Raw genomic sequence first — 20715 nt, 5'->3', positions numbered from 1 at the left:
GAGTTATATTCTATCAAAGTTTTAAAGAAATTACAAGCATAAAATTAAAAAACCGCCACAAAATATTGCGGCGGTTTGATGCACATTCTATTTAGAAGACGCGCTTTGCACCGAGGAAATTACGCGCATAATAGCCGGAAGACATGCTGCTGACTGCTACGCCGTTCGAGGAGGGAGCGGAGTGAATCATACTTCCGCCGCCAAGATAAATCCCGATATGGCTTACTGAAGAACTTTTGTCAGATTTAAAATAGACGAGATCGCCAGCTTGAAGGGAATTTACATTCGTAATTGTATCCCACCTGGAGACACCCGAATATCCTGCGGAGCTAAGACGGCTCGCCGCTACGCCGGAATTTTTCAGGCAGTAATAGACGAAACCGGAGCAATCATAAGAATTCGGCCCGCTGGATCCATACGAATAGGGTTTGCCGATCTGCGTGTGCGCGATTTCGATCATACGGTCTACATCCGAATTCCCGGTGCCGGAGGAGGAAGAACTTTCCGAAGAAGCGGATTCCGAAGAACCGGAACCGCTGCCTTTCTTTACATCATTGGAATACAGGACCCGGCGCGTATCCTTGCCTACCACACCGTCTACCGAAAGGCCGTTTGCATCCTGAAAGCTTTTAACCGCGCTCGTCGTGATACTGCCGAAATATCCTGTGGAGGCCGCATCGAAATATCCAAGCTCACTGAGTCGATCCTGCATTGTTTTAATATCATCGCCGCTGTCGCCGGGATACATTGTATAATACTTGGCCCCGTCAGATTTTAGCAGGGAAAGGCTTTCCGCATCCATAACGCCTGTTACAGCCAGATTATTCGTACGCTGGAATTTCTCTACTGCCTCGGTTGTAACGGGACCATAATAACCGGTAATACTGGGATACTCATAGTATTCCCGGTCTTTTAAACGTTGCTGGAGATCGGAGACATCGCTGCCTTTGTCCCCGGGATTCAGAGCGGTGGCACCCGACGCGGGAGAAGTGGAGGCCGATTCCGTTTGCTGACCCGAACCATTTACCTCACGGCTGGAATCGATTTCCGTATAATTGGCGCCAAGAAGCGCTTTTCTGGTCTCTGGACCGGCTTTCCCGTCTACGGCAAGCCCACCGTGATCTACCTGGAACTGTACGACGGCATTTTGCGTATCCGTACCAAAATAACCCGTCGGATTACATTTTAAATAATCTGTTTCGTGTAATTTTTCCTGAAGCGCTTCGACCCATTCATCCCTGTCGCCAATCTGGAGCACTTCATACCTGGAAACAGCCATCGCAGAAAAGGGCATAAAAGCCACAACAGCGAGGCATACAGAAATACTTGCAATCATTTTTTTAAACATAAATCGACCTACCTATAACGTATTATAGCAATATGAAATAATTGTAACAATTTCTTAATATTTTTACAATCGTTAATTAACCGTCAAAATGGAAGAAAAACATTAAAATTGTAATTAAGCACAGTATAGCTAAAGAATACTGGCAAATACTCCGGATATCGGTAATATTTGGAAACTGCAAACTCAAAGATGACGGTAAAAAAACTCTGCGTGAGCAGAGTTTTTTCAATCAGCCGATTTTTTTCCCTTCAAGGCTAATGTATGTTTTTAGTTTCTCCATTATCTCTGCAAATCGTGCCGGAGTAAGGGACTGTTTTCCGTCGGACAGGGCATGGGGCGGATCGTTATGGACTTCGATCATAATTCCATCGGCGCCTGCGGCGACCGCAGCCTTGGCTAGGGGTTCTACCATCCAGTCCAGCCCGGCCGCATGACTTGGATCGGCGATTACCGGAAGATGGGAAATGCGTTTAATCATAGGAATAGCGCTCAGATCAAAGGTATTGCGTGTATAGGTCTCAAAAGTCCGAATACCACGTTCGCACAGGATGACATTTTCGTTCCCGCCAGACATAATATACTCCGCGCTCATCAAAAGCTCTTCAATTGTATTGGCGAGTCCGCGTTTTAAGAGAATAGGCTGCTTCAGGTGCCCAAGTTCCTTAAGGAGACGGAAATTCTGCATATTACGCGCACCAACTTGAATGATATCAACATCTTCAAATAAGGGAATATCCGAAATTCCCATAATCTCTGTTACAATGGGAATTCCGTACTCCCTTTTACATTCGAGCAAAAACTTGATCCCATTTCTTTCAAGTCCCTGGAATGCGTAAGGGGAAGTACGGGGCTTAAAAGCGCCGCCGCGCAGGAAGTTCGCACCGCTCTGCATAATGCTGCCTGTGATCTCAAGAATCTGCGGCTCGCTTTCCACGGAGCAGGGCCCCGCCATGACCGCAAAATGTCCGCCGCCGATCTTCTGCCCACGTACCTCTATTATAGTATCGTCCGTATGAAATTTACGGTTCGCTTTTTTATACGGCTCCGAAACGCGCCGTACATCTTCTACAATGTCGCGTGCTTTCAGATTATCGATATCCACTACCGAAGTATCACCGACAAGGCCGATAATTGTGGTGTTTTCGCCTTCGCTTAAATGCGTCTTGAAATTTTGACCCTCAAGGGAATGAATCAGTTCACTGACTTTCTCGCGGGGGGTGTTTTGCTTTACGATAATAATCATGGTATGGTTACCTCACATTCATCCATATTATAAACGAGCGGCCGAGAGAATGCAAAAAGAATATTATGAATGAAATCTTACGGAAATCTAACACAAAAAAGAACTGCGGCTCAAGCCGCAGTTCTTTTTGAAAATTATGGTACTGGAGGAACATTATATTGAAAAAAATCATTAACTCTATTTATAGATTATCACAAGGAAAAACACTTGTAAAGAGTTTTTTGTAATATTATCGTAATAAATTTATTGGAAATTTTACAATTGCTTTTTTGTCCCCCAAATACTGGAAAAATGAGTCTGAAACCACCTGATTTTGAAAAAAAACTTGAATTGCGGAAATGTATCGCATATAATAGACGCAAGGAGTAAAAACAATGTTGGCAGTATCGACACGATTTTTTAGCATGTTTAGCTTTAACGGTCTTTATCGTTGGAGCTTGTTTGCATGTTAATTTCTGTCGGTATACCACACACGTTTGAGCAGATAAGATTGATGATATGCTGTGAGTGCCGGCAGGTGCTCGCAGCTTTTTTCATTTTATAAACTTTGAAGAAGCGAGGAAGAAGAACATGATCGTAGTTATGAAAAACAGTGCATCAAGCGAAGAAATCCTACGTGTTACCGATGCGCTTGTCAAAAAAGGAATGCAGGTACAGACAAATAAAGGCGTTGACTGTACCGTGTTGGGCGTTCTGGGGGATACTTATATGGTGGATAAGGAACGCGTTGGTATGATGAACGGTGTAGACAGGGTGGTATCCATTCAGGAGCCATACAAGAAAGCGAACCGTAAATTCCATCCTGAAGACAGCGTAGTGGATGTAAACGGTGTTTCCGTCGGAGGCGGGACGCTTACCGTTATGGCCGGGCCCTGCTCTGTGGAATCCTTCGACCAACTGGAAGGGATTGCCCGGCAATGCAAATCGTCTGGAGCGCAGATTCTCAGGGGCGGCGCTTTTAAGCCACGTACTTCCCCTTACGCATTCCAGGGACTCGGGGAAGAAGGACTTGATATCCTGATGGACGTGAAAAAAGAAACGGGAATGCCGATCGTAACAGAAATTATGGCGCCGCGGTATGTAGAGCTTTTCTCTGAGAAAGCGGACATTATCCAGATCGGCGCGCGGAATATGCAAAATTTCGATCTGCTTAAGGAAGTAGGGCAAACGAAAAAGCCGATTCTTTTAAAGCGCGGACTTTCCAGCACGATTGAAGAGCTTCTGATGAGCGCGGAGTATATTATGTCGGGCGGAAACGAGAACGTCATCCTATGTGAACGCGGTATTCGCACCTTTGAGACCTATACACGCAATACTCTTGATATCAGCGCGATCCCCGCAATCAAAAAATTATCTCATCTTCCCGTTGTAGTTGACCCGAGCCATGCTTCCGGGCTTTCCTATATGGTGGAATCCTTGGCGCTCGCCGCAGTTGCCGCTGGTGCGGACGGTTTGCTGATTGAAGTGCATAACGACCCCAAGCATGCGCTGTGCGACGGCGCCCAATCCCTCACGCCCGAAGCGTTTGAAGGGGTGATGCATAAAATTAACGCGCTCAAGAACGTGATGTCCTGATGGTGAGTGAGATGAGAAATGTTTTCGTGGATGCAGAGAATGGAAAATATGATATAGTAATAGGAAACGGCATTCTGTCAGATGCCCCCCTGAAAAACTATACGGATTATGCAATTGTTACGGACGATGTGGTACATCCGCTTTTCGGGAAGTATTTTCCTGATGCAAAATGGATCATCCTGTCTTCCGGCGAGGCATCGAAAAGTATGCGGAACCTGGAAATGATTTATCAGAAACTGATGGAATACGGGATTGACCGGAGGGGCGCCGTAGCGGCTCTGGGGGGCGGAGTCGTCGGAGATATTGCGGGTTTTGCGGCCGCGACGTTTAAACGCGGGGTCGCCTTCATACAATATCCGACGACGTTGCTGGCGCAAGTGGATAGTTCAGTCGGCGGGAAAGTCGCGGTAAACCTTGAAGGCGGTAAGAATATGGTAGGTGCGTTCTACCAGCCGGCCGCTGTAATTGCGGATACGGGGGCGCTTGAAACGCTTGATTCGCGCCAGTATGCGGCAGGAATGGCGGAAGTAATCAAATATGCGTATATCTATGATAAGAACCTGCATAAGACGCTTATGGACAGCAGCGGAAGGATCGAAGATATTATCGGAAGATGCTGTGAAATTAAAGCTGATTATGTAAAACGCGACCCGTATGATACAGGCGCGCGTATGCAGCTCAATTATGGGCATACGATCGGGCATGCGCTTGAAACAGTCGCCGGGTATGGAACATTTCTTCATGGCGAAGCAGTTGCGATGGGGATGATATATGCCGCACGGCTGGGAGAGGCGCTGGGCGTTTCACCGAAAGGACTTGCGGAGGACACGCAAATCCTACTTAAAAAGTATGGCTTGCCGGTTTCTGCGGAACCGGGTATCCTTGAAGAAGCGTTAAAAATCCTTCTGGCAGATAAAAAGGCGGAAGGCAGCCGGATCAGTTTTGTTTTGATCGATGAAATCGGGCATGCGGTGACGCCAAAACTGGAGGCCGGAGAAATCCAAAAAATAGTAAAGGAATTATGCCTATGAAAAAAATAGCTCCCTCGAACATCCACGGCAGCCTTAAGATCATTCCCTCAAAAAGCGTATCGCATAGGGCGCTGATCTGCGCAGCTCTTGCCAAGGGCGATTCTGTTTTAAAAAATATGGCTTTTTCTGAAGATATTGCCGCGACCGCGAATGCCCTCCGGGATATGGGGCTGTGCGAATACGAGCTTACAGGCGATGTGTGTACCGTGCACGGCGGACTCAGGCGGGAAGGAAAACAGGAAATTGATTGCGGGGAGTCGGGTTCGACCCTGCGTTTTCTGGTGCCGCTTGCACTGGACGGAAAGCCAAGAACATTTGTCGGACATGGCCGTCTGATGAAACGCCCGCAGGGGGCGTACGGCCGTATTTTTATCAGGAATCGGGTCGAGGTAGAGAAAACAGAAAACTCCATCACGATCTGCGGGACCCTGGACAGTGGGGAATATGCAATGCCGGGAGATATTTCATCGCAGTTTGTATCGGGAATGCTGTACGCCTTGCCGTTGCTGATAAACGATTCAGGCATCCATCTGACGACCAAAATTGAGTCCAAACCATATATTGATTTAACGCGCAGCGTACAAAAGCTGTTCGGCATTCGCAGTCATTGGCGCGGACATATCATCGACGTATCGGGGCGGCAGGGATATCGTCCGCATGATATGACGATTGAAGGAGATTATTCCCACGCCGCTTTTTTTGCCGTTGCTGCAGCGCTCAGCGGGGAGGTTCTGCTGCAGGGACTGGAGGAAGATTCGGATCAGGGTGACCGGGAAATACTCGGGATTTTGCAGTGTATGGGAGCAGATGTCGAATTTAGGGAAGACGGTATTTTTGTGAGGAAGAATGTGCTCAGGCCGGTTGAGATCGATGTGAGCCAAATACCCGACCTCGTACCGGTGCTTGCTGTACTTGGTTGTGCGGTAAAAGGCAAAATGAGAATTTATAATGCTGGACGGCTGCGTTACAAGGAAAGCGACCGCCTGCACGCGATGGCACATGAACTTGAAAAATTAGGGGCTGATATTACAGAATATGAGGACAGCTTGGTGATTAACGGAACCGGGGCTCTGGACGGGGGAGAGGCGGACAGCCACTTTGACCACCGGATCGCCATGGCTCTTGCAGTTGCATCCTGTATCGCCCGGGAACCGGTCGTCATACGGGACCCTATGGTTGTTAGAAAATCAGCTCCAAACTTTTATGAAGAATTTGCGAGCCTCGGGGGAATTGTGGAATGAGCGCGACATTTGGAAATTGTTTGAAAGTCACTATCTTTGGGGAATCTCATTCCACCGCGATCGGAATCATAGTCGACGGGTTGCCGGCGGGTATGGAAATCGATGAGGGAAAGATCGCGCAGGCGATGAAGAGGCGGGCGCCTAATGCTTCCGTTGCTTCTACCAAACGCAAGGAACCCGACGTGCCGGAAGTGCTGAGCGGTTATTTCAAAGGGAAAGCAACGGGAACGCCGCTCGCGGCGGTGATCCGAAACAAGGACATGCGTTCGCAGGATTATGAAAGGACTATGGAGTTCATGCGTCCGGGCCATGCGGATTATACCGGGTTTATAAAATATCACGGTGCAAACGATTACCGGGGAGGCGGACATTTTTCGGGTAGGCTGACGGCACCGCTGGTGTTTGCTGGAAGCATTGCCCGGCAGTTGTTGGAGCGTGAAAATATCCATGTTGCCGCCCGCATCCAGAGTATTGCCGATATTATAGATGAAGGGCCCTATCCTTTCGAGCGGATAAGCAACGCCGAAAGCAAGGCATTTGCAGCAGTCGATCCCGAAATTACCGCGAGAATGCAGGACAGAATTCGGGAGGCCCACAGGGAAGGTGATTCCGTAGGCGGAACCATTGAATGCGCGATCAATGGATTTCCAGCGGGATTGGGCAATCCATTCTTCGACAGTGTGGAAAGCAGGCTTTCGCATATAATGTTTTCCATTCCGGCAATTAAGGGAATCGAATTCGGAAAAGGGTTTGAGTTGACGAGAATGCGGGGGAGTGAAGCAAACGATATCCCAATTCTGAAAGATGGAAGGGTATTGTTTCAAACGAACCATAACGGCGGGATCGGCGGAGGCATTACAAATGGCATGCCGGTCATATTTCGTGTTGCGGTGCGCCCCACGCCGTCGATTGCCAAGGAACAAAAGACGGTTAACATCGAAACGATGCAGGAAGCGTCTCTGCGGATTCACGGGCGGCATGATTCCTGTATTGTCCCGCGTGCAGTGGAGGTCGTGAAATGTGCGGCTGCGCTCGTTGCCGCCGATCTATGGCTGGAGGTACACAATGGATGAGCTGGAAAAATTACGCCGGGAGATCGATGCAGTGGATGCGGAAATTGTACGGGCGTTTGAGGAAAGAATACGAATTGCGGAACAGGTTGCGGAATGTAAAATAGAGAAAGGACTGCCTGTACTCGACCGGAAGCGGGAAGCGGAATTGTTGAAAAAGCGTGAAGAGATGCTTACTGATAAGGCGCTTTCCAGTGATATTGACCGGGTCTACGAACTGTTGATGAGCCTCAGCCGGGCGCATCAGCGCCGTCTTGTCAGGGAAAAGACGGAATCGGGTCGAAAGCATGTCATGGCCGGGAAGGCCGGATATTCCGGCCTTCCCGGCGCGTATGCGGATATGGCACGGGACCTGTATTTCAACGGACAGGCGGAGGCGGTGAGCTATCAAGGCTTTGACGAGGTTTTTTCTGCAGTTGAAGCGGGAGAAATTGCTTTTGGCGTAGTACCAATTGAAAATTCCTATGCGGGCAGCGTACTGCAGGTTTACGATCTCATGGATCAGTATAACGATGTGTGCATTGTGGGAGAGCAGCTTGTCCACATCGACCATGCCCTGCTCGGCGTACCGGGAGCAAAGGTATCTGATATCCGCGAGGTATATTCCCACGACCAGGGACTGATGCAGTGCGCGGGTTTTCTGGACGGTTATCCTGAATGGAAAAGGATACCCTATTATAATACTGCCGCCAGCGCAGAATATGTGGCAAAAGCAGGCGACGTTTCAAAGGCCGCAATCGCCAGTGAATACGCGGGCTGGATTTATGGACTCAAGGTCCTGAAAAGCGCCGTCAATACGAGCGGAGAGAATACTACACGGTTCATCGTCATCGGAACGGATAAAAAGACAGCCGAAGAAGGGGCGGACAAGGCAAGCCTTAGTTTTGTATTGGAACACAAGCCGGGTGCCCTTGCGCATGTTCTGAATGTGTTTGCAAAACGCGAACTCAATATGGTAAAGATAGAATCCCGCCCACTAAAACACCGTAATTTTGAATACCGGTTTTACGTTGATTTTGTAGGGCCGGAAATGGGCTTGCAGATAGAAAAGGTGATTCCTGAAATTATGCCTTACTGCACACAGCTTAAATTGCTTGGGATTTATAGGAACGGGTGCTGAGATGGGACATATCTTTCTGACCGGAATGATGGGATGCGGAAAATCGGCTGTGGGGAAAAGCCTGGCCCGCAAACTTTGTCTGCCGTTTATTGACCTTGACTCCAGGATCGAGCGAGAACAGGGAAAAACGATCAACGATATTTTTGCTAAGGGCGGAGAGCCGCTTTTTCGGAAAATCGAAAGCGCAGTGCTTATCCATGCGGCCCATACCGAGCCGGATTCAGTGATTTCCTGCGGCGGAGGCATTGTACTGGCGGATGAAAATATACGCGTAATGAGGGAATCCGGCACAGTCGTATGGATATACCGGGATGTGGACCAGATCATGAAGACCGTTGACACACAAAAACGCCCTCTGCTCAGAGGGGGAGCGGAGCATATACGCGGTATATTCGAGGCACGGAAAAAACGCTATGAGGATTCGTGCCATATCAGGATTGACAACCGCGATACAATAGACGGCGCGGCCAATCGAATCATTTCTGCCCTAAAAGCCGGGTGAGTTCCTGCTCCACTGCGTCGTAATCCCTCTGGCCCGGCAGGATGTGAAACCATTTTTCAAAAGAAAAAAAGCCTTGCCAGATCAGCATTCCAAGGCCGTTCATCGTTTTCAGGCCGCGTGTATTCGCGTATTTCAAAAACGAAGTTTGCGCCGGTGCATAAATAAGGTCGCACACAGCCGCGTGACCTGGAAGAGCGTCGAGAAAAGAAAGGTCTTCAAAGTCGCTGCCGGTGCCATTCATACCAAGTGGAGTCGTATTAATCAGTAAGTCGCAATTTTTTAAATAGCAGCCGATATTTGCAAGCCGGTCAGACACTGCGCTTATCTGCCGTGCTATTTTTTGCGCTTTTTCCAGTGTGCGGTTTACGATGACTATGCTTTGTGCGCCCTTTTCAGCGGCATCGTCCGCCAACAGCTTCGTTACGGTTCCTGCGCCGATGAATACGATATTTGCCCCCCTGTAATCCGAACCAGTGCTTTGCAGGGCCGCAAGGAATCCTTGTGCATCGGTTGAATAACCATACAAACCGTCCGGATGCACTACTACGGTATTGATGCCGCCGCATGCTTCGGGAGAAACATATCGCAGATAAGGAAGGATTGCCTGTTTGAGCGGCATTGTAATATTAAAGCCTGAAATACGGCGTTCCCGGATCGATCCGACGAAAGATGCCAGCGTTTTAGACGTAACAAGCATCCTGTCATAAATACAATCCAGCCCGTACCTCGTATAAAGCATAGTATGGATAGCTGGAGATAAACTATGAGAGATTGGGGAGCCGATGACGCAATAATTTTTCTGCATGGAAATGGAAAAACTCCTTTGCATTGTGATACAATTAAGTATATCATATTTCGATAATTTGGAGAAAATAATGAAAAAAATTTTAGTGATGAATGGTCCGAACCTGAATATGCTCGGCATACGGGAAACGGGCGTGTATGGGGCAAAGACGCTGGATGAGGTCAATGCCTTTATTCTGAAACAGGCAAAAGATAAGGATGTGGAGCTGGAATTTTTCCAATCGAACCACGAGGGTGCGCTGATCGACAAGCTGCATGACGCCTATGGCAGAAAAGATGGGATTATCCTTAACGCGGGAGCGTATACGCATTACAGCTATGCGATACGCGATGCGATTTCTTCGATTCATCTTCCATGTGTGGAGGTGCACCTATCCGATATTCATGCCCGCGAAGAGTTCCGTCATAGATCCGTGATTTCCGACGTATGTATTGCGCAGATTTGCGGGAAAGGCGAGCAAGGATACGTGGACGCATTGAACATGTTATTGGAGGAAAGGATATGATTCGGAATTTACAGGACAGGATACACATTGCGGGCGGCGTTGAAATGCCGGGATTTGGACTTGGGCTATATAAGGCGAAAGCCGGGGAAGAAGTATACCGGGCCGTGCGCTTTGCCCTGGATGCGGGATACAAGCATATCGATACTGCAACTTTTTATAAAAATGAAGCGGATGTTGGACGCGCCATAAAAGACAGCGGAGTTCCGCGGGAAGAACTGTTTGTTGCAACCAAACTATGGCCGACGGATTTTCCGAACGCGCGGGAGACATTTGAAAAAAGCCTTGTAGCTTTGGGCACGGAATATATTGATCTTTATATGCTCCACTGGCCGGGAACGGATGAGGTGCTACGCTACCGGGCGTGGGACACGATCCTTGGGCTAAGGGAAAAAGGTTTGATCCATGCCACCGGCGTTTCCAACTTTATCGCGGATCAGCTTGCCGATATGAAGAAGCAGACAGGTGAGTTCCCGGCAAACGATCAGGTGGAACTGCATCCGTGGTTCCAGCAAAGGGAATTGCGGTCATTTTGCAAGAAAAACGGAATATCAGTTACAGCATGGGGGCCGATTTTTCACGGACACCTCAGCGAAGAACCACTGATGGAGGAAATAGGCGGTCATTATGGGAAAACAGCGGCTCAGGCAACTTTGCGCTGGCACATACAAAACGAGATCGTTGTGATCCCAAAGTCTGTCCACCAGGAACGGATTATCTCAAATGCAGATGTTTTCAATTTCGAGCTTTCGGCAGAGGATATGGAACGTATTGATGCCCTGGACGGAAAACAGCGGTTTTCCTGGGATTCAACTAAATTTGACGGAGATGCCGAAAAGGCACGCAAAAATGCGAACAAGTAACGGAGGGAACGGCTATGGCTGTAGTGGGAGGAATTGCGGTTCCGCATCCGCCGATCATCCTGCCCGAGGTAGGACGCGGAGAGGAGTGGAAAATTGAAGCGACGATCCGCGCATATCGGGAAGCGGCCCGGACAATAGCGGATATGCGGCCCGATACGATCATCATTACCTCTCCGCATACTGTATTGTATGCGGAGTACTTTCACGTTTCTCCGGGAAAAAGCGCAAAGGGAAACCTGGAACAATTCCGGGTCAGAGGAGTTTCCGTTGAAACGAAGTATGATGAAGCGTTTGCGAAAGAGCTTGAAAAATTGGCGCATGAGGAAGGGTTTCCGGCAGGCACCGATGGAGAGCGGGATCCTTCGCTCGATCATGGAACGCTTATTCCGCTCCGTTTTTTACAGGAAGCAGGGCTTAGTGGTATTCCGGTTGTACGGGTTGGGCTTTCCGGGCTGGACGCGGAAAAACATTACCAGTTGGGCCAACTTATCGCGCAGACGGCGGAACAAATGGGCAGGAAAACTGTTATTGCCGCGAGTGGGGATCTCTCCCATAAGCTGAAAGAGGATGGTCCGTATGGGTACGCACCGCAAGGACCGCAATTTGATAAAAAGGCGACGGAAGCTCTGAGAGAAGCCGATTTTATGGAGCTTCTGGAGTTAGCTCCCGATTTATGCGAAGAGGCGGCGGAATGCGGGCTGCGGTCCTTTCTTATTCTGGCAGGCGCGCTTGACGGGAAAGCGGTGGCTCCACGGCTTCTTTCATACGAAGGGCCTTTTGGCGTAGGATATGGGGTGGCAACCTTTCACGTAACAGGGAATGATCCGACACGCGAATTTGGCAGGAGGTATCATGATAAGAAACGGAAAAGAGCAGCGGAACAAAAGGCGCGCGAAGACGTTTATGTACGGCTGGCGCGCGCTTCGCTGGAGCACTATGTGAATACAGGCACCGTTCTTCACCGGCCGGAAGGCCTGCCCGACGAAATGTTGGATGAACGGGCAGGGGTCTTTGTTTCGCTGAAAAAGCGCGGAAAACTGCGCGGTTGTATCGGAACGATTGCGGCCGGAAGGGAATGTATTGCGGATGAGATTATCAACAACGCAGTGAGCGCCGGGACAGAGGATCCGCGGTTTGCCCCGGTAAGCCGTATTGAACTTGAAGAACTTACGTACAGCGTGGATGTGCTGGGAAAAGCGCAGCCGGTGGAAAGCGCGGAGGAGTTCGATACGAAACGTTTTGGAGTCATCGTAACGAGCGTAGGACGCCGGGGGTTGCTGCTGCCTGACCTTGAAGGGATAGATACTCCGCAGCAGCAGATAGAGATTGCGCTTCAAAAGGCGGGGATTGGCAGGGGAGAGCCTTATTCCATTAAAAAATTTGAGGTGATCCGGCATAAATGAAGCGGGTTTGCAGGATTTGCCCGCACGCCTGTATATTGGAGGAAGGCCAAATAGGCTTATGCGGGGCGCGTAAAAACATAAAAGACCGGATTATCGATGATAATTACGGACAAATTACAGCAATAGCGCTGGACCCGATTGAAAAGAAACCGCTGAGACGTTTTTTCCCTGGCAGCAGAGTCCTCTCCGTGGGCAGCTTTGGCTGCAACCTTCATTGCCCTTTTTGCCAAAACAGTTCTATTTCTGTGCGCGGGAATGAGATGACGCAACAATCCATACAGCCGGCAGAGTTGGCACAGGCGGCGAAAGCATTAGCGGGGAAGGGGAATATCGGACTTGCTTATACCTACAACGAACCGATCGTCGGTTACGAATTTGTGCGGGACTGCGCTTTCGCGGCTCATGAAAAAGGCTTGAAGAACGTGCTGGTAACAAACGGCTACTGCAACGAAGAACCCTGGAAAGAGCTTTTGCCGCTAGTTGACGCTATGAATATCGACCTGAAAGCTTTTTCCGCAGGCTTTTACCATAGCGTAGGCGGAAATCTGGAAACAGTGAAGCGTTCCATTAAGCTGGCCGCGCAAAGCTGCCATGTGGAGGTGACGACGCTTGTGATTCCGGGTGAAAATGATTCGGACACCGATATGGAGCGACTGGCCGCATGGCTCGCTTCGCTTGACAAGACGATTCCTTTGCACATCTCCCGTTTCTTTCCAAGTTATAAAATGCGAGACAAGAGGGCGACACCGGTTAAGGATATCCTGCGGCTTGCGGAGGCTGCCCGCCGGCATCTGGAATATGTCTATGAAGGCAACTGCAGATAAAAACACAAAAAAGAACTGCTGCGGATGCAGCAGTTCTTTTGGTTTTTCGGTTTCTTAGTACATTCCGGGCATTCCGCCAGGAGCGCCGCCCGCAGGCATCGCCGGCGGTTCCGGAGCCGGAAGATCCGTTACGATGCTTTCCGTCGTGAGCAACATAGCTGCAACGGAGCAGGCATTTTGAATCGCGCTGCGTGTAACCTTGGTGGGGTCGATGATACCAGCATTAATCATATCGACGTATTCACCGGTTGCTGCATTGAAGCCAAACGTCTTGGAGCTGTCCGCAAGAATCTTTTCGACGATGATGCTGCCTTCAAGACCCGCATTTGCAGCGATCTGGCGAACAGGTTCTTCCAAAGCGCGCAGGACGATTTTCGCACCGGTTTTTTCATCGCCGGCCAGTTTCTCAATCAGGGCCTTGATGTCATCCGTTACCTTCAGCGGGGCCGTGCCGCCGCCGGGAACGATTCCTTCTTCAACAGCAGCGCGCGTTGCCGCAAGGGCGTCTTCGATTCTCAGTTTGATTTCCTTCATTTCCGTTTCCGTCGCTGCGCCGACGCGGATAACTGCTACGCCGCCAGCCAGCTTCGCAAGGCGTTCCTGAAGCTTTTCTTTATCATAATCGGAGGTCGTTTCTTCGATCTGGGCTTTGATGGATTTGATGCGTCCTTCGATGTCTTCCTTTTTGCCCATGCCTTCAACGATCGTTGTATTGTCTTTGTCAACCTTAACCTGTTTTGCCCGGCCAAGCATATCCATCGTGGCTTCTTTGAGATCAAGGCCAACTTCTTCAGAAATCACTGTACCGCCCGTAAGCGTAGCAATATCCTGCAGCATTGCTTTTCTTCTGTCGCCAAAGCCCGGAGCTTTTACCGCAACGCAGTTGAATGTGCCGCGCAGCTTATTGACTACGAGAGTAGCGAGAGCTTCGCCTTCAACGTCTTCAGCAATAATGAGCAGCTTTTTGCCCTGCTGAACAATCTGTTCCAGAATCGGGAGGAGATCCTGAATGTTGGAAATCTTTTTGTCCGTAATCAGAATGAGGGCATCATCAAGAACCGCTTCCATTTTTTCCGTATCAGTTACCATATAAGCGGAAGCATATCCGCGGTCAAACTGCATACCTTCGACAACGTCGAGCTCCGTCTGCATCGTTTTGGATTCTTCCACCGTGATAACACCGTCGTTGCCAACTTTTTCCATAGCGGAGGAAATCAGCGTCCCAATGCGGTCGTCACCAGCCGAGATGCTTGCAACCTGCGAGATTGCCTTGCTGTCCGCGATCGGCTTGGAGAGGGCTTTCAATCCTTCCACTGCCGTTTCACAAGCGTTGAGGATACCTCTTTTAACGCCCATCGGGTTTGCGCCCGCCGCAACGTTTTTAAGTCCTTCGCGGATAACAGCCTGCGCGAGCAGGGTAGCGGTCGTCGTACCGTCGCCAGCTACGTCATTCGTCTTCGTAGCGACTTCCTTTACGAGCTGGGCACCCATGTTCTCGAAGGGATCTTCAAGCTCGATTTCCTTTGCAATCGTAACACCATCGTTCGTAATCAGCGGAGCGCCGAATTTTTTATCCAGAACAACGTTGCGGCCTTTCGGTCCAAGCGTTACTTTTACTGTATCTGCTAACTGGTTTACGCCTTTTTCAAGCGCGCGGCGAGCTTCTTCGCCGAATTTTAACTGTTTTGCCATAATTTATTTGCCTCCTATTTATTTTACAATTGCGAGAATGTCGGACTGGCGAACGATCATCAGTTCTTCGCCATCCAGCTTGACTTCCGTGCCTGCATACTTGGAATAAAGGACTTTGTCGCCTTTTGCAACTTCCATTTTGATCTCTTTTCCGTCAACCACGCCGCCGGGGCCGACCTCAACTACTTCTGCAACCTGTGGCTTTTCCTGTGCCGAACCGGGCAATACAATGCCGCTCTTTGTTGTTTCTTCCGCTTCAACTGATTTGATGACGACTCTGTCACCTAAAGGTTTGATTGTCATATCTCATGCCTCCTGTAATTAAATAATATTCATTATTCTGTTAGCACTCATCAAAGTTGAGTGCTAATTTTTTCTAAAACTAATGATATCTATAAACGATGAATAAATCAAACAACATTAATTATTAAAAACAGGCAAATTTTAGTTTTAAATCTAAATATTGGAAAATATCTCCCGATAGCTTCGATTATATTATTGTATCAACACGGATTGATTCCGACATGTAATGTGAAATAATGTACAATGGAAATTATAAATATCGGCTATCACAGTATAGGATTACAACTTCAAACGCTTCATGAACGCAAAGTACAAAAGGGGAATAAGATGGATAAGTGGGATAAAAGGTTTATGGACCTTGCGGAAGAAATCGCGCATTGGACGAGCTGTTACAAAACGGACCGCAGCATCGGGGCGATCATTGTCAAAAATAAACGTATCGTAACGACAGGATATAATGGCGCGCCCGCAGGAATCGACAGCTGTAAGGACCGCGGAGAATGCCTGCGCATCAATATGGGGATTCCTTCCGGAGAGCGGCACGAACTGTGTTATGCGATCCACGCTGAACAGAATGCAATCATCCAGGCGGCGAAACTTGGAGTGGCGATCGATGGAGCGACAATGTATTGTACACACCAGCCGTGTTCGATCTGCGCTAAAATGATTGTAAATGCAGGGATCGTCCGTATTGTATACAAGCATCCATATCCGGATGAATTCGCAAGTAGGATATTTGAAATGGTAGATATTCAGGTGGAACAGTATAAGGAATAGGGATCGGAGGAGTATGTATGAAAGTTACGGAAATTGCAAAACTTCTGGATGCGGAGTTTCTCTGCGGAGCCGACAGGCCGGATACGGAGATACTTTGCGCATGCGGTGCGGATATGATGAGCGACGTGTTGGCATTCACCAAACACGACGCGATTTTGATGACGGGCCTGGTCAACAACCATGTGATCCGGACGGCTGAAATGATGGATATTCCCTGTATTTTATTTGTTCGCGGAAAACGGCCTGCACAGGACATCATCGATATGGCGGAAGAACGCGAGATGGTACTCCTTGCGACGGATAAACCGATGTTTACGACGTGCGGCATTCTCTACCAAAATGGAATAAAAGGCGGCATGCGGGGGGAATAATATGATTTATACCCGGGATTATGAAATAGAAAAAGATGATTTTGTCGCGGCTGGAGAAGTCTCCGCGCGCATCAAAAATAAGCTGAAGCAGCTTGGCGTGAATCCCGCTTTGATCCGCAAGATTGCGATTGCGTCTTATGAAGCGGAGATCAATATGATTATTCACAGCCTTGGCGGACATATGCAGCTCGATATCGACGAAGATTCCATTACGATCACATGCGCAGATATCGGGCCGGGAATACCGGATATCGATCTTGCTATGCAGGAAGGATATTCGACCGCATCGGATACGGTGCGTGAAATGGGCTTTGGCGCAGGTATGGGACTTCCGAACATGAATAAGAACAGCGATAATATGCATATTGAATCGAGTCCTGCGGGAACGACAGTAACGCTCAAATTTCAAATGTAACGATGAGATAAAGTGACGGTCTATAATAATGGAAAAGTATTTTCATTCGGTACGCCTTGAAAAGGAAAAGTGTTCAGGCTGCACCAATTGCATCAAACGGTGCCCAACAGAGGCAATCCGGGTCCAAAAGGGAAAAGCGAAGATATTGAAGGAGCGGTGCATAGATTGCGGGGAATGTATCCGCGTTTGTCCGTATCATGCCAAGAACGCGGTAACGGACCCGCTTTCCAGTATCAGCCAGTTTAAGTATAAAATTGCGCTGCCCGCTCCGGCCTTGTATGCACAATTTAAGATGGTGAATCAAGTTGATAAGGTCGACCGGGTTCTCTCCGGCCTCAAAGCAATGGGGTTCGATGATGTGTTTGAAGTTGCAAAGGGAGCGGAAATCTGTGCGAAAGCGATTGCTGCGGAGCTTGAAAAGCCTGGTAACAGGCCGCTTATTTCGTCCGCATGCCCTGCGGTCGTGCGGCTGATCCAGGTCCGGTTTCCCGAGCTTCTTGATAATGTGGTCAAGGTCGACGCGCCGGTGGAGGTTGCGGCCAAAGTGGCAAAGGAAGAATTTGCCAGGAAAAACAATGTGGATATTGCGGATATCGGCGCATACTTTATCACTCCCTGCCCGGCAAAAATGACAAGTATCAAATCGCCGCTCGCCAAGGAAAAAAGCGATGTGGACGGCGCAATCTCAATTCTTGAGGTCTACGGTCTTCTTACGGGACAGCTGAAAGCGGCGGACGCAAAACATTTTGACGGCGTCAAGGCTTCGGCAAAAGGGATCGGCTGGGCGAACAGCGGCGGGGAGACGTTTGCCGTTGGAGAAAAGAACGCCCTTGCAGTGGACGGGATTTCCAATGTTGCGCGTGCGCTTGAGGATATTGAGAACGATAAACTGAAGGATCTCGATTTTTTTGAAGGACTCGCGTGCGTTGGCGGCTGTGTCGGCGGACCGCTGGTTTTCGAGAGCGCGTTTGTCGCACAGTCGCGCGTACAGAAGATTTGCGATGAGGTTGGGTATGACAGGGCCGTGGAAGAGCAGGCCGAACAATATGCGCAGACAGGCGTGGCGGCAACGAGGAAGCAAATGGAAGCAGTGGACGTTATGAAGCTGGATGACGACCGTATGGAGGCGCTGCGCAAGATACAGCAAATCGAGGAACTTGTCCAAAAACTTCCGGGGATGGACTGTGGAAGCTGCGGGGCACCATCATGCAGGGCGCTTGCCGAGGATATCGTACGCGGCCATGCGCAAGAGATGGACTGCGTGTTTATATTGAAGGAAAAGGTGCGTTATCTCGCGGAAGAGATGGTGGACCTTGCAAGCAAAGATAAAATATCGGAGGATGAAACTGAATGAAGACAGCGGAGATTGCCGAAAAAATGGGACTCAGGCTCCTTACGGAGGGCCTTGCGGAAGAAGCAGAAGTGACGGATGGCTGCGTATGCGACCTTTTGAGCTGGGTGATGGCGCGCGGGGAAGCGGGGATGGTATGGGTTACCGTGCAAACGCATCTCAATGTGATTGCCGTTGCCTGCCTGCATGATTTTGCCTGCGTCATTGTGCCGGAGAACATCGAGGTGCCGCAGGCGACTATAGATAAGGCCAAAGAAGAAGGCGTGGTTATTTATTCTTCCTCCAAAACCTCCTACGCGGTCTGCTGTGAACTGTGCGGCCTGGGCATAGGAAGGTAAAATGCGGCTTTATTATGACCTGCATATTCATTCCGCGCTTTCGCCGTGTGCGGATGATGATATGACGCCCAATAATATTGTCAATATGGCGAAGCTGAAAGGGCTTGACCTCATAACGGTGAGCGATCATAATTCCGCCCGTAATGTGGAGGCGGTGGCAAAGGTTGCGCAGCAGGCGGGGATTCTTTTTTTGCCGGGAATCGAAATGACGACGGCGGAAGAAGTTCATGTGCTTGCTTTTTTTGAAGAACCGGAATCGGCGCGGGAATTTGGGGACAAACTATATACGGAGCTTCCCGATATTAAAAACAGACCGGACTATTTTGGAAATCAGCTTATCATGGACGAGAACGACGAAGTAGTGGGAACGCTCGACAAGCTTCTGATTTCTGCCCTCCCTTATGATATAGATGAAAGCTGCGCGCTGGTCCGGGAATATGGAGGTTATCCGATCCCGGCACATATCAACAAAGGGGCGAATTCCGTACTGGCCAATCTTGGATTTTTTCCGCCCCAGCTTTCCTTCAAAACAATCGAGACAGTACCCGGACTTGCGATTGAAAACGATGTGTCGCGTTTTGAGCAAATATATTCGTCGGATGCACATAATTTGTGGCAGATTGCGGAGCGGGAACGGCATCTTGAAGTGAAAGATGCGAATGTCCGAACAATTCTACAAAAATTATGTGACTAATTTCACAAAAAGTGATGCAAAACGAATTGTTATATGGTAAAATATTTTTCGGAAACAATGAAATCCGAATAAAATTCAGAGGTTGATTATTTAAGGAGGCACTTTCCATGGGGAACACCGCAGAAGTACAAGTGAAGTATGACGAATTAAAAGGCTATATCGCGGAGATGATGAAGAAGCCCGGCCCGCTGATGCCGATCATGCAGAAGGCGCAGGATATTTTCGGTTCTCTGCCGTTTGACGTGCAAAAGTTCATCTCGGAAGAAATGCAGATTCCGATGTCTGATATCTATGGCGTAGCAACATTTTATTCCCAGTTTGCGCTGGAACCGAAGGGCAAGCATGTGATCGGCGTGTGTATGGGTACGGCATGCTATGTCAAAAAAGCGGAAGGTATCCTGAATGCGCTTGGCGACGAACTGCAAACGGCGCCGGGCGGCACAACGCCGGATGCGCTGTTTACCCTTGAGGCAACGCGCTGCCTTGGCTGCTGCGGCCTTGCGCCGGTCATTATGATCGACGACCAGGTCTATGGCAGACTGAAGCCGGAAGACATCCCGGGGATCATCGGCCTTTATAGAAATAAACAGTAACGGCTGAGTCATGAAAGAGATTGCGCTGCACATTATGGATATTGTGCAGAATTCGATTACGGCAAACGCGACACTGATTGAAATATCACTTGAGATTGCGAGGCAGGCGGACACCGTTTCCATTACGGTCAAGGACAATGGAAAGGGCATGAGCAGGGAAATGCTTGCACATGTAACGAGTCCGTTTGTAACAACGCGTACGACGCGGAAAGTGGGACTCGGCATATCTCTTTTCAAGGCGGGCGCGGAGAATTCGGGCGGCAGCTTTGCGATCGATTCCGTGGAGGGAAAGGGAACCGAGCTTACGGCGGTTTATATACTAGATAATATCGACCGTCCGCCGATCGGTGATTTTGCAGGAACCGTACATTCGCTGATCGTCTGCAATCCAAAGATCGATTTTGCGATACGGGTCGAAATCGGCGGACAGCTGGAAACGCTTGATACGCGTGAAGTGCGGCAGGTGCTCGGGAATGAGGTGCCGCTTGATTTGCCGGATGTATCGGCATGGCTGAAAGAGAACCTGGACGAGGTATTTCCGCCGGAATATGCAACATTTTAGAAAAGTCCCGGAATTATCGCCGGGGCTTTTTCCGTTATTGAATCCATCGGGGAGCAAAAGGATGGGATATCACGGCAATAAGGATTAAGGAA

The 20715-nt window shown here is 49.2% G+C and carries 23 protein-coding genes; 18 read left to right on the top strand and 5 right to left on the bottom strand.

The window, feature by feature from the left end; genetic code table 11:
* Window positions 1–91: 91 nt before the first annotated feature.
* On the bottom strand, window positions 92–1348 hold the full coding sequence (locus B1H56_RS04505; protein ID WP_066518476.1) for a C40 family peptidase: 1257 nt from the start codon (window positions 1346–1348) through the stop codon (window positions 92–94).
* A gap of 229 nt (window positions 1349–1577) precedes the next feature.
* Window positions 1578–2591 (bottom strand): 3-deoxy-7-phosphoheptulonate synthase, encoded by a 1014-nt coding sequence (gene aroF / locus B1H56_RS04500; RefSeq protein ID WP_066518477.1) that lies wholly within the window; start codon window positions 2589–2591, stop codon window positions 1578–1580.
* Window positions 2592–3161: 570 nt separating this feature from the next.
* Between aroF (B1H56_RS04500) and aroF (B1H56_RS04495) the strand changes: the two genes are divergently transcribed.
* The 6 genes from aroF (B1H56_RS04495) to B1H56_RS04470 are packed head-to-tail and all read left to right on the top strand — an operon-like array spanning window position 3162 to window position 9130.
* Entirely contained in the window at window positions 3162–4166 is a 1005-nt protein-coding gene (aroF, locus tag B1H56_RS04495; protein ID WP_066518478.1) for a 3-deoxy-7-phosphoheptulonate synthase, read from the top strand.
* An 11-nt stretch (window positions 4167–4177) separates the two neighbouring features.
* Window positions 4178–5197 (top strand): 3-dehydroquinate synthase, encoded by a 1020-nt coding sequence (gene aroB, locus B1H56_RS04490; protein WP_066518484.1) that lies wholly within the window; start codon window positions 4178–4180, stop codon window positions 5195–5197.
* On the top strand, window positions 5194–6438 hold the full coding sequence (aroA, locus tag B1H56_RS04485; RefSeq protein ID WP_066739944.1) for a 3-phosphoshikimate 1-carboxyvinyltransferase: 1245 nt from the start codon (window positions 5194–5196) through the stop codon (window positions 6436–6438). Before aroB ends, aroA begins: the two co-directional genes overlap by 4 nt.
* Window positions 6435–7511 carry a chorismate synthase gene (aroC, locus tag B1H56_RS04480; protein WP_066518491.1) on the top strand — a complete coding sequence of 359 codons (1077 nt, stop codon included), beginning with the start codon at window positions 6435–6437 and terminating at the stop codon, window positions 7509–7511. The genes aroA and aroC overlap by 4 nt, the downstream gene beginning before the upstream one ends.
* Window positions 7504–8628 (top strand): prephenate dehydratase, encoded by a 1125-nt coding sequence (gene pheA / locus B1H56_RS04475; RefSeq protein ID WP_066518494.1) that lies wholly within the window; start codon window positions 7504–7506, stop codon window positions 8626–8628. The genes aroC and pheA overlap by 8 nt, the downstream gene beginning before the upstream one ends.
* 1 nt (window position 8629) lies before the next feature.
* Window positions 8630–9130 carry a shikimate kinase gene (locus tag B1H56_RS04470; protein WP_066518496.1) on the top strand — a complete coding sequence of 167 codons (501 nt, stop codon included), beginning with the start codon at window positions 8630–8632 and terminating at the stop codon, window positions 9128–9130.
* Here B1H56_RS04470 and B1H56_RS04465 read toward each other — a convergent pair.
* The gene (locus B1H56_RS04465) at window positions 9105–9935 is read right to left on the bottom strand and encodes a shikimate dehydrogenase family protein (RefSeq protein WP_066518498.1); all 831 of its coding nucleotides are present in this window, start codon (window positions 9933–9935) and stop codon (window positions 9105–9107) included. The two genes, B1H56_RS04470 and B1H56_RS04465, sit on opposite strands and share 26 nt — an antisense overlap.
* Window positions 9936–10005: 70 nt before the next feature.
* Between B1H56_RS04465 and aroQ the strand changes: the two genes are divergently transcribed.
* The 4 genes from aroQ to amrS are packed head-to-tail and all read left to right on the top strand — an operon-like array spanning window position 10006 to window position 13527.
* A complete protein-coding gene (gene aroQ, locus B1H56_RS04460) occupies window positions 10006–10440 on the top strand; it encodes a type II 3-dehydroquinate dehydratase (protein ID WP_066519269.1) in 435 nt (144 codons plus the stop codon).
* Window positions 10437–11300 (top strand): aldo/keto reductase, encoded by an 864-nt coding sequence (locus B1H56_RS04455; RefSeq protein WP_066518500.1) that lies wholly within the window; start codon window positions 10437–10439, stop codon window positions 11298–11300. Before aroQ ends, B1H56_RS04455 begins: the two co-directional genes overlap by 4 nt.
* 14 nt (window positions 11301–11314) lie before the next feature.
* Window positions 11315–12703, top strand: coding sequence for an AmmeMemoRadiSam system protein A (gene amrA / locus B1H56_RS04450; RefSeq protein WP_066518507.1), 1389 nt, complete (start codon window positions 11315–11317; stop codon window positions 12701–12703).
* Window positions 12700–13527: an AmmeMemoRadiSam system radical SAM enzyme gene (amrS, locus tag B1H56_RS04445; protein ID WP_066518510.1), complete on the top strand. Its 828-nt coding sequence runs from the start codon at window positions 12700–12702 to the stop codon at window positions 13525–13527. The genes amrA and amrS overlap by 4 nt, the downstream gene beginning before the upstream one ends.
* Before the next feature lie 54 nt (window positions 13528–13581).
* On the opposite strand, the gene groL is transcribed toward amrS, so the two are convergent.
* Together groL and B1H56_RS04435 are read right to left on the bottom strand one after the other, a co-directional pair.
* Window positions 13582–15219: a chaperonin GroEL gene (gene groL / locus B1H56_RS04440; protein WP_066518513.1), complete on the bottom strand. Its 1638-nt coding sequence runs from the start codon at window positions 15217–15219 to the stop codon at window positions 13582–13584.
* An 18-nt stretch (window positions 15220–15237) separates the two neighbouring features.
* A complete protein-coding gene (locus B1H56_RS04435; protein ID WP_066518515.1) occupies window positions 15238–15522 on the bottom strand; it encodes a co-chaperone GroES in 285 nt (94 codons plus the stop codon).
* Between the two features lie 327 nt (window positions 15523–15849).
* Here B1H56_RS04435 and B1H56_RS04430 point away from each other — a divergent pair, with 327 nt between their 5' ends.
* The 8 genes from B1H56_RS04430 (at window position 15850) to B1H56_RS04395 (ending at window position 20623) form a co-directional block, all read left to right on the top strand.
* Window positions 15850–16299: a deoxycytidylate deaminase gene (locus B1H56_RS04430; protein WP_066518517.1), complete on the top strand. Its 450-nt coding sequence runs from the start codon at window positions 15850–15852 to the stop codon at window positions 16297–16299.
* Between the two features lie 17 nt (window positions 16300–16316).
* Window positions 16317–16670, top strand: coding sequence for a DRTGG domain-containing protein (locus B1H56_RS04425; RefSeq protein ID WP_066518519.1), 354 nt, complete (start codon window positions 16317–16319; stop codon window positions 16668–16670).
* A gap of 1 nt (window position 16671) precedes the next feature.
* Window positions 16672–17085 (top strand): ATP-binding protein, encoded by a 414-nt coding sequence (locus tag B1H56_RS04420; RefSeq protein WP_066518521.1) that lies wholly within the window; start codon window positions 16672–16674, stop codon window positions 17083–17085.
* Between the two features lie 28 nt (window positions 17086–17113).
* Window positions 17114–18439 (top strand): [Fe-Fe] hydrogenase large subunit C-terminal domain-containing protein, encoded by a 1326-nt coding sequence (locus B1H56_RS04415; RefSeq protein ID WP_066518522.1) that lies wholly within the window; start codon window positions 17114–17116, stop codon window positions 18437–18439.
* The gene (locus B1H56_RS04410) at window positions 18436–18774 is read left to right on the top strand and encodes a hypothetical protein (protein ID WP_066518525.1); all 339 of its coding nucleotides are present in this window, start codon (window positions 18436–18438) and stop codon (window positions 18772–18774) included. The genes B1H56_RS04415 and B1H56_RS04410 overlap by 4 nt, the downstream gene beginning before the upstream one ends.
* A 1-nt stretch (window position 18775) precedes the next feature.
* Complete coding sequence (locus B1H56_RS04405) at window positions 18776–19468, top strand: PHP domain-containing protein (protein WP_066518527.1); 693 nt, start codon at window positions 18776–18778, stop codon at window positions 19466–19468.
* 107 nt (window positions 19469–19575) lie between these two features.
* Window positions 19576–20061 carry an NADH-quinone oxidoreductase subunit NuoE family protein gene (locus tag B1H56_RS04400; protein WP_066518528.1) on the top strand — a complete coding sequence of 162 codons (486 nt, stop codon included), beginning with the start codon at window positions 19576–19578 and terminating at the stop codon, window positions 20059–20061.
* 10 nt (window positions 20062–20071) lie between these two features.
* Window positions 20072–20623: an ATP-binding protein gene (locus B1H56_RS04395; protein ID WP_066518530.1), complete on the top strand. Its 552-nt coding sequence runs from the start codon at window positions 20072–20074 to the stop codon at window positions 20621–20623.
* Window positions 20624–20715: the final 92 nt, after the last annotated feature.

Source organism: Christensenella minuta, from assembly GCF_003628755.1.
Lineage (GTDB): Bacteria > Bacillota > Clostridia > Christensenellales > Christensenellaceae > Christensenella > Christensenella minuta.
This window is presented reverse-complemented; position numbering and strand designations above follow the sequence as displayed.